The sequence below is a fragment of the Streptosporangium sp. NPDC023615 genome (assembly GCF_040640155.1).
GTDB lineage: Bacteria > Actinomycetota > Actinomycetes > Streptosporangiales > Streptosporangiaceae > Streptosporangium.
Map to the genome: position 1 here is coordinate 12,015 of NZ_JBFABE010000075.1, position 13,867 is coordinate 25,881.

Annotated in this window: 11 protein-coding genes; 9 read left to right on the forward strand and 2 right to left on the reverse strand. The window is 72.2% G+C overall.

What is annotated here, in order from left to right:
* The first annotated feature begins 363 nt into the window (after positions 1-363).
* From AB0G16_RS33215 to AB0G16_RS33240, 6 genes are all read left to right on the forward strand, one after another.
* A complete protein-coding gene (locus tag AB0G16_RS33215) occupies positions 364-1,029 on the forward strand; it encodes a helix-turn-helix transcriptional regulator (protein WP_362814065.1) in 666 nt (221 codons plus the stop codon).
* A 128-nt stretch (positions 1,030-1,157) separates the two neighbouring features.
* Complete coding sequence (locus AB0G16_RS33220) at positions 1,158-1,790, forward strand: GNAT family protein (RefSeq protein ID WP_362814067.1); 633 nt, start codon at positions 1,158-1,160, stop codon at positions 1,788-1,790.
* Complete coding sequence (locus AB0G16_RS33225) at positions 1,787-2,413, forward strand: flavoprotein (protein ID WP_362814069.1); 627 nt, start codon at positions 1,787-1,789, stop codon at positions 2,411-2,413. The genes AB0G16_RS33220 and AB0G16_RS33225 overlap by 4 nt, the downstream gene beginning before the upstream one ends.
* Before the next feature lie 134 nt (positions 2,414-2,547).
* Entirely contained in the window at positions 2,548-5,250 is a 2,703-nt protein-coding gene (lanKC, locus tag AB0G16_RS33230) for a class III lanthionine synthetase LanKC (protein WP_362814071.1), read from the forward strand.
* A 1-nt stretch (position 5,251) separates the two neighbouring features.
* Complete coding sequence (locus AB0G16_RS33235) at positions 5,252-6,499, forward strand: ATP-binding cassette domain-containing protein (protein WP_362814073.1); 1,248 nt, start codon at positions 5,252-5,254, stop codon at positions 6,497-6,499.
* On the forward strand, positions 6,486-7,343 hold the full coding sequence (locus AB0G16_RS33240) for an ABC transporter permease (protein WP_362814075.1): 858 nt from the start codon (positions 6,486-6,488) through the stop codon (positions 7,341-7,343). The genes AB0G16_RS33235 and AB0G16_RS33240 overlap by 14 nt, the downstream gene beginning before the upstream one ends.
* A gap of 154 nt (positions 7,344-7,497) precedes the next feature.
* On the opposite strand, the gene AB0G16_RS33245 is transcribed toward AB0G16_RS33240, so the two are convergent.
* Positions 7,498-7,914: a MarR family transcriptional regulator gene (locus tag AB0G16_RS33245; RefSeq protein ID WP_362814077.1), complete on the reverse strand. Its 417-nt coding sequence runs from the start codon at positions 7,912-7,914 to the stop codon at positions 7,498-7,500.
* A gap of 123 nt (positions 7,915-8,037) precedes the next feature.
* On the opposite strand from AB0G16_RS33245, the gene AB0G16_RS33250 reads away from it, so the two are divergent.
* Both AB0G16_RS33250 and AB0G16_RS33255 read left to right on the forward strand, forming a co-directional pair.
* Positions 8,038-9,771, forward strand: coding sequence for an ABC transporter ATP-binding protein (locus tag AB0G16_RS33250; RefSeq protein WP_362814079.1), 1,734 nt, complete (start codon positions 8,038-8,040; stop codon positions 9,769-9,771).
* A gap of 439 nt (positions 9,772-10,210) precedes the next feature.
* Positions 10,211-11,383, forward strand: coding sequence for an alkaline phosphatase PhoX (locus AB0G16_RS33255; protein WP_362814081.1), 1,173 nt, complete (start codon positions 10,211-10,213; stop codon positions 11,381-11,383).
* 124 nt (positions 11,384-11,507) lie between these two features.
* On the opposite strand, the gene AB0G16_RS33260 is transcribed toward AB0G16_RS33255, so the two are convergent.
* Positions 11,508-12,686 carry a hypothetical protein gene (locus tag AB0G16_RS33260; RefSeq protein ID WP_362814083.1) on the reverse strand — a complete coding sequence of 393 codons (1,179 nt, stop codon included), beginning with the start codon at positions 12,684-12,686 and terminating at the stop codon, positions 11,508-11,510.
* Positions 12,687-13,000: 314 nt separating this feature from the next.
* Here AB0G16_RS33260 and AB0G16_RS33265 point away from each other — a divergent pair, with 314 nt between their 5' ends.
* On the forward strand, positions 13,001-13,861 hold the full coding sequence (locus AB0G16_RS33265) for a hypothetical protein (RefSeq protein ID WP_362814085.1): 861 nt from the start codon (positions 13,001-13,003) through the stop codon (positions 13,859-13,861).
* Positions 13,862-13,867 lie beyond the last annotated feature (6 nt).

The window sequence follows — 13,867 nt, forward strand, 5'->3', positions numbered from 1 at the left end:
CGGCCGCCTCGGACCGGCCGGGTCCTCCTCTGTGACACACCGTCGTCCTCGCCGGCTTCGGAAAGTGAAACGCTCGCATTTCACGGATTACACGGAAACCGCACCGTGACCCCTGCACCTAAAAGCGATGACGAACGAAAGAGCCATCGAGGCGTCAATCCCGGCCGCTCCGCGACGAAACATAGTTACGAAGCCCCGGAATGCGCAACGGGTCTGTCCTAAAACGGCCATGCGGCCGGTGTTTCCATAAGACGGGAACGATCAAGACCCCGAAGGTTTAGCCGTGACATTATATTTTCCATGCACCACGCCGAGCCGAATACCAGCGGGGACCGGGTAATCACGCTCCAGGAACTGCACGAAGTGTTTCACGAGATGGCGGGGAGCCGGTGCCGGGAGGTCCTCGTGGCGCTCTCCGGGGACCCGCTGGGCCGGTTCCTGTCCGAGCGGGTGGGGGAGCTGCGCGCCGGCGAGAACCGCTCGGTCTCCGTCGTCCGCGCCGGGGTCCCCGGCACCGGGCCGGCCCTGCCGGCGGACCGCCCCCGGGACCGGACGCTGCCCTCGCTCCCGCTCTCGGTCCTGATCGTCGACCGGCGGACGGCGCTGCTGGACCTGCGCACCCCGCCCGGCGAGGCACCCGGCCCCGTGGTCCTTGCCACCGGGCACGGCCACGTCTCCACCCTGGCCTGCCTCTTCGACCACCTGTGGGACAGCGCCCACGCGGCGCCGCCCGCGGAGGGCGCCCACGCGGGGGAGAGGCCCCAGGGACGCTGCCTGGCCGTGCTCGCCCTCCTGGCGGAGGGGCTGACCGACGGCGCGGTCGCGGCCAGGCTCGGGATCGCGGAGCGGACCGTCCGGCGCGAGGTCAACGGGCTGATGCAGTCCACCGGCGCGACCAGCAGGTTCCAGCTCGCGCTGCGTGCCCAGGAGCTCGGCTGGCTGCACCGTCCCGCCGGCGAGACAGCGCCCGGTACCGGACCGGAGGACGGGCCCACCCGTGACCGCGTATCGCTTCTCCATGACCGTTGATGACAGCGTTGACTATCCGGGACGCCCAAACCTAATGTCCAACCGTCAGCGAGATCCGACGGTTCGATCATGCGGGATCATTGCGTCCCGTGATCATCGCCGCCGAGAGAATTCAAGGTGACAGCATCGTGCTCATTCCCCATCTCGAGACTCAGCGGACGACGCTCTCGATCGCGGACCTCTCGGACGGGGTCATCCTCTACGAACTCCTTCTCGGCCTGGGGTTGCACAGCATGCCCCCGCTGAAGGTGTTCCTGGAGCAGCTGAAGAAGCAGAACATCTCCGCCCTTTTCACGATCAAGCTGCGGCAGAGCGGGGAGACCGTGGGATTCGGGACCCTGCACGAGATGGATCCGGCCGGGCACATCCAGATCGGCATATTCACCGACACCGACAAGGCCCGGTACGGTCTCGGCGGTGAGGCCATGATGCTTCTCGTGAATTACGCGTTCGCCACCTGGGAGAACGTCAGGAAAGTTTATTTCGTCACCACGGACGCCAGCATCGACCGGCTCGGCTGGGTCGGGGACCTGATTCCCAGGGAGGCGACCCTCCCCAAGCACATGTTCTTCCAGGGATGCCTGTGGGACGTGCACTTCTATGCCATTTACCGGCGGATCTGGGAGGAGAAGGGCGCCGACGTCCTCACCCGGCTGGTCGAGGGGCCTCCCGCCGCCCGGCCCGTCCGGTCGACCGGCCTGCGCGCGTTCGTCGGCCACCTCAGGAAGCTCGTCACGAGGCCCAAGGAGTACACGCGGTGAGCGACACCCCGACCGGCCGCACGCCACCCGCGTTCGGCGGCGAGCGGCTCCTCGTGATCGGCACCGGCGCCATCGCCGCGATGTACCTGCCGTTCTGGCTCAACTGGCTGACCACGGCGTACAAGAGCCTCGAGGTGCAGGTCGTCCTCACCACGAGCGCGGAGCGTTTCGTCAGCGCCCAGGCGCTGAGCGTGCTCGTCCGCCGCGAGGTCGTCCCGGACCGGTGGCCCGAGGAGACGAGGCCGGACGCCCTGCACGTGCGGCTGACCGAGTGGAGCGACAGCGTCGTCGTCTACCCGGCGTGCCTGAACTTCATCTCCCGGCTGGCCCTCGGGCTGGCCGACACCCCGGCGCTGCTGGCCCTGCAGTGCACCCCCGCTCCCATCGCGATCGCCCCCTCGCTGCCGCCGGGCGCGATGGACAACCCGACCCTGCGGCGGCACCTGGCGACCCTGGCCGAGCGGCGCAACGTCGTGGTCTCGCCGGTGCAGGCGGTGCCGAGCCTGACCACCGGGCGGCGCGACGCGGCGGGGGCGCCCCCGCTCTCGACGCTGATCGGAATGCTGGAGGAACTGCGCGTCTCCCTGTCCGGCGAGGCGTCCGAGGCCGCCGAGGCGGTCTGAGCCGGGCGGCTCGACCGGGTCGGCGGACCGCTCAGGGCGCGGACGGACCGCTCAGGGCGCGGAGGCGGGCGGCGCCGCGGGAGGCGGCCGGGGCGGCACGGCAGCAGCGAGCCACTTGATAGGGAGCACCACACATGCAGGACATGATGCAGATCTACACCCTGGCCGACCCGCTCTTCTTCGAGGAACCCACGCGCTGGTCGGGTGGGGTGGGCTTCGTGGAGAACGCCGGGTTCGGCGTGTCGGGCGCGGCCGTCCCCGACGGCTGGGTCCGCAAGGAGCGCGGCATCTGGGTCTCGCTGCGCCCGGAGGGCCAGGCCGCCGCCGAACAGGGCTGGAAGGTCCACCTGTCGGCGACGCTGGACAACGCCGACCGGCTCTGCTCGGCCGCCTGGGACTACTGCGTCGGGCGCGGCATCCCGTTCAAGCACCTGCGCGACCGCAACATGCTGCTCGTGTTCAACGCCAAGTACTCGCCGCGGGGCTCCAGCGGGAAGCTGGTCACCGTCTATCCGCGTGACGAGGACGAGCTGGAGGCGGTGCTGAGGGACCTCTCGGCCGAGCTGGAGGGCGAGCCGGGCCCGTACATCCTCAGCGACCTGCGCTGGGGCGCGGGGCCGCTCTTCGTCCGCTACGGCGGGTTCAGCGAGATGAGGTGCGTGGACGAGCACGGCGAGACCGTCCTCGCGGTCCGCCACCCGGACGGCACCCTGCTGCCCGACCGGCGCAGACCGGTCTTCGACCCGCCCAAGTGGGTGGACCTGCCGGAGTTCCTCCGGCCGCACCTGGACTCCCGCCGCGACGGCGCGGGCGCCGAGCACCCCTACCTCGTGCGGCGGGCCCTGCACTTCTCCAACGCCGGGGGCGTCTACCTGGCCACCCGGCGCACCGACGGCCGGGAGGTCGTGCTCAAGGAGGCCCGGCCGCACACGGCGGTGGACGCCAACCACCACGACGCGATCACCAGGATGGCGCGCGAGAGCTGGGCGCTGCGCGCCCTCCAGGGCATCCCGGGGATCCCCGAGCTCTACGACGAGCTGGACATCGCCGGGCACCACTTCCTGGTCCAGGAGTACATGGACGGGCATCCGCTGAACGTGTGGTGCGGGATCCACCACCCCGGGGTGGGCAGGGCGGAGCCGACCGAGGAGGAGATCGCCTCCTACACCCGCAGGGCGGTGCGCGTCGCCGAGCGGATCGAGGAACTGATCTCCGCGGTGCACGCGCGCGGCCTGGTGTTCGGCGACCTGCACCTGGGCAACGTCATCGTCAGGCCGGACGAGTCGGTGGCACTGGTCGATTTCGAACTGGCGTTCGACGCGACGGACGCCGAGTGGCGGCCGGGACTCACCGCGACGGGGTTCGGCAGCCGCCACAAGAGCGGGACCGACCGCGACCTGCACGCCCTGGCGGCGGTGCGCCTGGCCATGTTCGTGCCGTACAGCAAGATCACCGCGCTTCAGCCGGACAAGGTCCGCGAGTTCGTGCGGCTCATGTGCGCCGAGTACCCGGTGCCCGGGGACTGGGCCGGGACGATCCTGTCCCACCTGGCTCCCCCCGCCGGGGCCGCCCGCCTCCCCGGCGCCGCCGTCCCGCCGGGCCTCCGGGAGCCGGCGGGCCCCCCGGTGTCCCCCGGTGTCCCGGCCTCCCCGGACGTCGCGGTCTCCCCCGGCGGGGCGTGGCGGCCGGACGGGGGGCTCGCCTGCCTGGAGGAGCCGGTCGTGGACTGGGGGGCGGTGCGCGCCTCCCTGGCGAAGGGCATCCTCGCCTCCGCGACCCCCGAGCGGGAGGACCGCCTGTTCGCCGGGGACGTGCACCAGTTCCTGTCGGGCGGTCTCGGCCTCGCCTACGGCGCGGCCGGGGTGCTGTGGGCGCTGGACGTGACCGGCCACGGCCGCCGTCCCGAGCACGAGCGCTGGCTGCTGGAGGCGGTACGGCGTACTCCCCCGCACCGCCCGGGTCTCTACGACGGCGCGGCCGGGATCGTCCACGTCCTCGACCACCTCGGGTACTCCGACGAGGCGGCCGAGCTGCTCGACCGGCATCCGGTGCCCGATCGCGCCAACATCTCGATGCTCTCCGGGTACGCGGGCATCGGGGCGACGCTGACCCACCTGTCGCGGGAGCGGGACGGCGGGCCGGGCGGGCGCGACCACCTGGCGTCGGCGCTGGCCGTCGCCGACCGGCTGACGGACGCCGTACGGCACGGTGATCCCGGCACGGCCCGCGGCCCGGGACTGCCGGCCCCCACCCGCCCGGTGGAACCGGGCCTGATGAGGGGCTGGTGCGGGGTCGCCCTGTTCCTCATCCGGCTGTTCGAGCGGACCGGCGACCCCGGCCTCCTCGACCACGCCGCGCTGGCCGTGGGGCTCGACCTCGACCGGTGCGTGAGGACCCCCGACGGCTGGCTCGTGGCCGAGGAGGCGGGGGTGCGCACCATGCCCTACCTCGACATCGGCAGCGCGGGCATCGCCCTGGTCATCGACGAGTTCCTCGCCCACCGCGAGGACGAGAGGTTCCGCGCGAGCCTGCCCGACCTGCTGCGCGCCTGCCGCACACGGGTCGCGCTGCAGTGCGACCTCTTCCGCGGCACGGCCGGGCACGTGGCCACGCTGGCCCGGTGCGGCGCCCCCGACGAGGACCTGGATCGCCGCCTGCGGGAGATGGGCCGTCACGCCATCGCCTTCCGGGGGCATCTGGCCTTCCCCGGCACCAACGGCTTCCGGCTCTCCATGGACCTGGCGACCGGCGGGGCGGGCGTGCTGCTCGCCATGTCGCAGGCCGCCGGGACCTGCTCGTCGTTCCTGCCGTTCCTCTCCCCGCGAGCGAGGACCTGAGATGGACGACGCGGCGGCGGTGTCCGTCAGGGGACTGCGCAAGGAGTACGGACGGGTCGAGGCCGTCAAGGGCGTCGACTTCGACGTGGCACCCGGCGAGGTGTTCGGCCTGCTGGGCCCCAACGGGGCGGGCAAGAGCACCACGATCAACATGCTGTGCACGCTGATCCGGCCCACCGGCGGCAGCGCGACCGTCGGCGGGCACGACATCGTGCGGCAGCGCGACGAGGTCAGGCGCGACATCGGGCTGGTCTTCCAGGAGCCCACCGTCGACGGCTACCTCACCGGCGCGCAGAACCTCGGCTTCCACGCCGAGCTGTACGGCCTGCCGAAGAATGCCATCGAGGACCGGATGAGACGGGTCCTGGACATCGTCGGCCTGTGGAAGCGCCGCGACGACCGGGTGCACACCTACTCCGGCGGCATGCGGCGCCGGCTGGAGATCGCCCGGGGCCTGCTGCACTCCCCCCGCGTGCTGTTCCTGGACGAGCCCACGGTCGGGCTCGACCCGCAGACCCGGGCGGCCATCTGGGGCTACATCGCCGAGCTGCGCGAGCTGGAGAAGATCACGGTCTTCATGACGACGCACTACCTGGAGGAGGCCGAGTACTGCGACCGCATCGCGATCATCGATCACGGCGCCGTCGTGGCACTGGACACCCCGGAGGCGTTGAAGGCCACGGTGGGCAGGGACCGGATCCGTATCCACACCGACGACGACGAGGCCGCCGCGGCGGCGCTGCGGGAACGTTTCCTGGTGGAGGTCGTGGCCGACGACGGCGGGCTCGTCCTCTCCGTGCCGAGCGGCGAGGAGTTCGTGCCGCGCCTGTTCTCCGGGCTCGGCGTGCCGATCAGGTCCGTGCAGATGACCAGGCCCTCGCTGGACGACGTCTTCCTCGCCTACACCGGCTCGACCATCCGCGACGCCGAGGACGGCAGGACCGCGGACGTCCGGGACGCCCCGGACGCCCCGGACGCCCCGGACGCCGCGAACGTCCCGGACGCCTTGAACACCTCGAACGCCTTGAACACTGCGAAAACTGCGGACGCCCCGGACACCGCAGACACCGCGGACGCCTTGAACACCGCGGACTCCGCGAACGCCTCGGACACCGTGGACAAAGCGGACGACGACTCCCAGGACGAAGCGCACGACCGCGACGACACCCCCCGAAACATCATGAACGCCCCAGGCGACGACTCCGGTGACATCCGTGGCGAAGAGGTGACGGCCCGTGGCCGCGATTGAGACTCCCCCCGTCCGCGCCCCGCTGAGCGGCTTCGCCCACAACCTGCGCGCGGTGCGGGTGGTGCTCCGCAGGGAGATGATCCGCTTCGCCACCGACGGCAAGCGGATCACGGCCATGCTCTTCCAGGCCGTCATGTGGATCTTCATCATCGGCAGCGGGTTCGGTTCCCTGATGCCGGGGGTCCCCGACGGCGTCGACCTGAAGACCTTCATGTTCCCCGGCGTCATCTCGATGACGGTGATCCTGACCGCGATGTTCTGCGCGTCCTCGATCGTCTGGGACCGCGAGTTCGGCTTCCTGCGGGAGATGCTGGTCGCGCCGGTGAGCCGCACCGCGATCGTGTTCGGCAAGGTCCTGGGCGGCGCCCTGGTCGCGACGTTGCAGAGCCTGGTGATCGTCGCCATGGCCGGGCTGGTCGGCGTCCCCTACGACCCGGTCATGATCGCCGGGCTCGTCGGGGTGATGTTCCTGACCGCCTTCACCATGTCGGCCTTCGGGGTGCTGGTCGCCGCGCGGATGACCAGCATGGAGTCCTTCCAGGGGATCGCGCAGATGGCGATCATGCCCCTGATGTACCTGTCGGGGGCGCTGTTCCCGCTGACCAACCTGCCCGGCTGGATGAACACGCTGACGCTGATCAACCCGCTGACGTACGCGGTCGACCCGACGCGCCAGGTCGTCTTCGCCCACCTGACCGTCCCGCCCGAGGTGGCGGCCGTGTACGGCGCCGGGGTGCGCTGGTCGGGCTGGACCGTCCCGGTGGCGCTGGAGCTGCTGCTGGTCGGCGGCGCGGGCCTGCTCATGCTCGCCCTTGCCGTCGCCCGCTTCAACCGCACCGACTGAGAACCGGGGCCGCCGCGAGCGCGGCGGCCACCGAGGATCGGAGCCGCCGGAACCGCAGCGGCCCGTAACCGGAACGGCCGGCGGTGCGCGCCGCCGTCACCGTCACCGCCACCGCCGCCGCCACCGTCACCGCCACCGCGGCCACCCCGGCCGGTCAGGCGGGCTGCGCGTCGACCGCGCCCAGCAACTCCCTCAGCCGGTCGCGCTGCTCGGCGGTGAGGACCGAGAACAGCTCCTCGGCCACCCGCCTGCGCTCCTCGCGCACCCGCCCGTACAACTCGCGGCCCTGGTCCGTCACCACCAGCAGGGTGGAGCGGCGGTTGGCCGGATCGACCTCGCGGCGGACCAGGCCGGCCTCCTCCAGCGCGTCGACCACCGGGGTCACCGAGCGCGGCACGATCCGCAGCCTCTCGGCGAGCTGCACCATCCGGAGCGGCGGCTCGGACTCGACGATCACCCTCAGCGCCCGCGCCTGGCCGGGGCTCAGGCCGAGCGGGCCGAGCCGCTCGCCGTACCCCCGCCGCAGCCGGCGGCCGACACCGTGCACCAGGTCGGCCAGTTCCGTCTCCACAGCGCCGAACCTATCCCAGTGTGTCCGGGAATGAATGTGAGACAACCTCTGTTTGAGCAAACATCAGAAAGGAGTTCCATGACGGAACCAACCGGGAGTGCCCTACGGCACGAAACACCGCATATGCACGACGAACCCCGCGCGCCCCTGCGGCGCGTCGTCGGCCTGTTCCGCCCCTACCGGGGACGGCTGGCCTTCGTGGGCGCCCTCATCGGGGTGTCCTCGCTCGTCTCGCTGGCCTCGCCGTTCATGCTCCGCGAGGTGCTCGACGACGCCATCCCCAACGGCAGGACCGGCCTGCTGACGCTGCTCGCGCTCGGCATGGTCACGGTGGCCGTCGTCACCAGCGTGCTCGACGTGATCCAGACGATGATCTCCACCGGGGTCGGCCAGCGCGTCATGCACGACCTGCGCACCGCCGTCTACGGCCATCTGCAGCGCATGTCCCTGGCCTTCTTCACCCGCACCAGGACAGGCGAGGTGCAGTCGCGCATCGCCAGCGACATCGGCGGCATGCAGCAGGTGGTCACCTCCACCGCCGCCTCGATCGTCTCCAACCTGACCACCGTGGTGGCGACGATCATCGCGATGCTGGTGCTGGACTGGCGGCTGACCCTCATCTCACTGGCGCTGCTGCCCGTCTTCGTCGCGATCAGCCGCAGGGTCGGCCGGGAGCGACGCCGGATCACCTCCGAGCGGCAGCGGAAGATGGCCGCCCTGTCGTCGATGGTCCAGGAGTCGCTGTCGATCAGCGGCATCCTGCTCGGCCGGACCATGGGGCGCGGCCCCGAGCTGGCCGGCCGGTTCTCCACCGCCTCCGACGAGCTGGCCGACCTGGAGGTCCGCTCCAGCATGGCCGGGCGCTGGCGGCAGTCCACCATCCAGATCATCATGGCGGCCATGCCCGCGGTGATCTACTGGTCCACCGGCCTGACCTCGGCCGTCTCCATCGGTACCGTGGTCGCCTTCACCACCCTGCAGACGGGCCTGTTCCGGCCGTCCGTCTCGCTGCTGCGGCTCGGCGTCGACGTGCAGAGCTCGCTGGCGCTGTTCGCCCGGATCTTCGAGTACCTGGACCTGGAGGTGGACATCCACCCCGGCACCCGCACGCCGGGGACCGTGCGCGGCGAGATCCGCTTCGAGCACGTCGACTTCTCCTACGGCGAGACCCCGGCCCTGTCGGACGTGGACCTCACCGTTCCGGCCGGCACCACCCTGGCCGTGGTCGGCGAGACCGGCTCGGGCAAGACCACGCTCAGCTACCTCCTCCCCCGCCTGTACGACGTGACCGCCGGACGGATCACCGTCGACGGGGTGGACGTGCGCGAGCTGACCTTCGAGGCCCTGTCCGACACGGTCGGCGTGGTGTCGCAGGAGACCTACCTGTTCCACTCCTCGATCGCCGACAACCTGCGCTTCGCCAGGCCCTCGGCCACCGACGAGGAGCTCGTCGCCGCCGCGCGGGCCGCCAGGATCCACGACCACATCGCGTCGCTGCCCGAGGGGTACGACACCGTGGTCGGCGAGCGCGGCTACCGCTTCTCCGGCGGCGAGAAGCAGCGGCTGGCCATCGCCAGGACACTGCTGCGCGACCCGCCCGTGCTCATCCTCGACGAGGCCACCAGCGCCCTCGACACCCAGACCGAGCGCGCCGTCCAGGAGGCCCTGGACACCCTGTCGCGCGGTCGCACCACCATCACGATCGCCCACCGGCTGTCCACGATCCGCGACGCCGACCAGATCGCGGTCCTGGACCACGGCCGCGTCGTCGAGCGCGGCACCCACGACGAGCTCCTGGCGGCCGACGGCCCCTACGCCGCCCTCGTCAACCGCGACCGCTCCCTCACCACCGCCTGAGCCGCACGGCGATGTCGCCGAGGGGGTGTCCTTCCCGTTCTCCGGCCGAACCGGCCACCCGTTCCGGGGTCCCACCGCACCTCGCGCCGCCGGGCGGGGCGGCGGCCACCGTCGGCGTGACCGCCCGGGGGTCCGATGGCCCGCGAAGCCCCGGCAGCCCCGGCAGCCCCGAGAGCCCCGGCAGCGCCGACAGCGCCGCGCATCGGCTTTTTCCCGGCCTCGTCCGGCCGGAAAGACCGGCGATCGATCCGTCGTACCCTCGTACGACGACGACCTGGCCGAACCGGCTGACCGCTCGACGTACACGAGGCGCTCGGGCGGCGGGCCGGACAGGACGGGATCCAAAAGGACACCCTCCGTTCACGCCGGGGGGTGGTCAAGGTCGCCCGGAGGATTTACGTTCCGGCTGATGACCATGTACCGGCCGACTCGGAGGCAAATGATGGATCGTCGAACGCTGTTACGCGCGACCGTCGTCGGGGCGGGAGGCGCGGCGTTCTCCGGAGCGCTGTGGGGACAGGCGTTCGGCGCCGTCGCCCAGCCCGGTCCCAGCCCGTACGGCGGCCTGCTGCCCGCCGACGCGAACGGCGTCGAGCTCCCCGCCGGGTTCACCAGCCGCGTGATCGCCCGTTCCGGCAGGCGGGTCGCCGGGTACACCTGGCACCCGGCTCCGGACGGCGGGGCCTGCTTCCCCGACGGGAGCGGCTGGATCTACGTGTCCAACTCGGAGGTCCCGCTCATCGGCGGCGCCTCGGCCGTGCGCTTCGCCGCCGACGGCTCGATCACCTCGGCCTACCGTATCCTGTCCGGGAGCAACGTCAACTGCGCGGGCGGGCCCACGCCGTGGGGCACCTGGCTCTCGTGCGAGGAGGTCCCGCTCGGCCGGGTCTTCGAGACCTGGCCCGCCGGTGGGCGTTCCGCCGAGGAGCGCACCCGGATGGGCCGCTTCAAGCACGAGGCCGCCGCCTGCGACCCGGTGCGGCAGGTCGTCTACCTCACCGAGGACGAGGGCGACGGCTGCTTCTACCGGTTCATCCCCGACACCTGGGGGGATCTTCGCACCGGCAGGCTCCAGGTGCTCTGCGCCCCGGCCGCGCAGGTGACCGGGCCGGTGACCTGGCAGGACATCCCCGACCGCGACGGCTTCCCGACCGCGACGCGCAAGCAGGTCTCCGCCGCCAAGCACTTCGACGGCGGCGAGGGCTGCTGGTACGACCGCGGCGTCTGCTACTTCACCACCAAGGGCGACAACCGGGTCTGGGCGTACGACGCCGCCGCCTCCAGCCTCGACCTGGCCTACGACGACTCGCTGGTGACCGGCGGGACGGCCCCGCTGACCGGGGTGGACAACATCACCGGCGCGCCCACCAGCCGCGACCTGTTCGTCGCCGAGGACGGCGGCAACATGGAGATCAACGTCATCACCGGCGAGGGGGTCGTGGCGCCGTTCCTGCGGCTGCCCGGCCAGTCGTCCTCGGAGATCACCGGCCCGGCGTTCTCCCCGGACGGCTCGCGCCTGTACTTCTCCTCGCAGCGCGGCACCTCCGGGGAGAGGGCCGGCACCGGCGGCATCACCTACGAGGTGACCGGGCCGTTCCGCACCCGGCCCTGACGCCCTCCCACCGGCGCCCGGGGTCCGGGCCGGGCGCCGGTGACGGGCCCACGGCGCCCCGCGCCCAGTGCTCGACGCCCAGTGGCCCAGTGCTCGACGCCCAGTGCTCGGCGCTGCACGGCGCTCACGGCGCTTCGCGTACCGTCGCGCCGGACGCCGCGCGGACGGTCCCGCGGGCCGTCAGGAAGAGGGCGAGCGCGCCGAGGACCAGGAACACCTGGGCGATCAGGTTGGGAACGGTCGCGACGTCGTGGAGCATCAGCAGCAGGAAGCCCAGGATCGAGTAGGTCAGCAGGGCACCGCCCGCCGACGCGAGCCGGTGCGCCGCGCCCCAGCCCCGGCTCCGCGACCACAGGACGATCACGACCGCGGCGGCGGCGAGCAACGCGACGCCCGTGGGAATGCCCCACCAGTTCTCCGGACGGGCGACGAACACCGCGGACGCGGCGAACACCGCCGCCCCCGCCTGCCACGGGGCCGGTGCCCGCCGGGACACCGGCGGGCGGGGACGTCCGGCGAACGCGCCGGAGGCGGGGGTGCCGCCGGGGTGCCCGGCCCTCGCACCGGGTACATCGGGGACCGCGGCGGGCGTGCGAGGCCGTCCCGCAACGAACGCGGCGGCGACCAGCAGGACCACCAGGGCCGCGGCCACGATCCGCTGCGGCGCCGACGCCATGAATCCGCTCTCGTCGTGGATGCCGCTGAAGATGAGCAGCGATCCCAGGACGAACACGACCCCGGTGACGGCGAGGCCGAACCCGCCCAGCCAGGGAACTCCGGCGCGACGGGGCACCAGGCTCTCGACGAGGGCGATCGGGACGCCGATGCTCCAGATCGCGTGTCCGGCGATGAAGCCGACGGCGTTGTTGCCGCTGATGCCCAGCGCCGGGACGAAGGTGGCGTGCGAGGCGTCGTCCTCGAACAGCGGGGCCGGGTTGAAGAGCGTCTGGTCGATCAGGCCCGCCTCCAGCAGGCCGTACGCGCACCCCAGCAGCAGGATCGTCGGCCAGCCGCGCCCGGTGCGCCGCGCCGCCTCGCGGATGATGATCGCGCCGCCGCCGTACATCGGCGCGAGGAGGAGCAGGCCCCACAGCTCGGAGGCGGGGACGTTGCCGAGCAGGTACTCGGCGACCAGCGGGGACAGCAGGAACAGCCCGAGGGCGGGGGCGATCCGCCGCACGACGCCCCTCCCCCGCCGCGGATCCGGACCGTGGCCGGGGTCCGGGGCGAGGTCCGGGGCGGGGCCGGGAGGGGGGTCGGAGGAGGGCGTCCGGGGCCGGTCGCCGGGAGCGTTCGTGGTCACGGGGACGACGCTAGGCCCGGAGGGCCCGCCCCACATCGATCACAAGAACGGCCCCCGGCCAACTTTGGACGGATTCCAGCGCGACTGGACAATCAGAAATTAGCTCTCATATACCTCTTGTGAGATTGATAGTAAGAAAGGTCTGGTAAATCACTGAGAACCGGGAAAACATGAATAAGCGACCCGCGCGAGCCGGTCGCGACCTTTCCGGCGGACCGGCCTCTCCGCACACGACGAACCGGCCCGGCCCGCGAAGCCGCCGGCGTACGGGGTCCGTGACCGCTCCCCGACGGCGTCCCGTTCTGGGGGGCACGATGGTCGATCTGGGTTTCACCGGGACGAGCAGACCCGCCAACGACTACCGCCTGCTCGGTGTCACCGACGGGGACACCCCCACCATCGCGATGGCGATCCGGATGGTGTCGATCGACACCCCGGAGAGCGCGTACGGCGGCGGCCCTCCCACCGCGCAGGCGGCCCTGGAGCGCGCCAGGGTGCGGCTGCTGGACGGCACCTACGACGCCCTGCCCGAGGACCTGCGCGCCTACCTCGCGTCCAGGATCACCCCCGGCGCGGCCGCGCGGCACCAGGCCGCGGGCAAGGCGGCGGCGGCCGAGCACGAGGCGGCGGTGACCGCCCGGCTGACCCGCCCCGACGGCTCGCGGCGCAAGCTGGCCGTGATCGCCACCGGGGAGCTCATCGAGGGCAACGGCCGCCTGCTGGCCTACACCGCCCCCTGGTTCACCGGCACCGCCGCCGATCCGCTGCCGCCGCGCGGTGACCCGCGCCGGCGCACCTTCAACCTCGACATGATCGCTTCCGGCTGGGCGGCGACCTTCCTGATCTATCCCTCGCTCCCCTCGACGGCCGACCTGAACCTGTTGCTGGCCGAGGCGGAGGCGGCCTGGGCCGAGCGGCGCGGGGCGTGGGCGCGGTTCGGCGAGGACCTGCTGCTGGGGTACGAGTACCGGGCCTGCGTCAAGCTGGGCTCCGGCGACCTGCGCGACGGCCCTGGCGCGGCGATCCGCCAGGCGTTCCAGCGGGTGTGCGTGGACCTGGGGACCATGCGGGAGACCGGCCTGTACGGCTACCACCGGGTGCCGCCCGCCCGCCGCCTGTGGATCTGGGAGACCGATCTGGAACGGGCCCGCCGCGACCTCCCCATCGTCACCTGACCTCGC

Excerpts from the sequence above, each read along its gene's own strand:
- lanKC (WP_362814071.1), top strand. The coding sequence starts at position 2,548 with ATGCAGGACATGATGCAGATCTACACCCTGGCCGACCCGCTCTTCTTC.
- AB0G16_RS33235 (WP_362814073.1), top strand. The coding sequence starts at position 5,252 with ATGGACGACGCGGCGGCGGTGTCCGTCAGGGGACTGCGCAAGGAGTAC.
- AB0G16_RS33250 (WP_362814079.1), top strand. The coding sequence starts at position 8,038 with ATGCACGACGAACCCCGCGCGCCCCTGCGGCGCGTCGTCGGCCTGTTC.
- AB0G16_RS33255 (WP_362814081.1), top strand. The coding sequence starts at position 10,211 with ATGATGGATCGTCGAACGCTGTTACGCGCGACCGTCGTCGGGGCGGGA.
- AB0G16_RS33265 (WP_362814085.1), top strand. The coding sequence starts at position 13,001 with ATGGTCGATCTGGGTTTCACCGGGACGAGCAGACCCGCCAACGACTAC.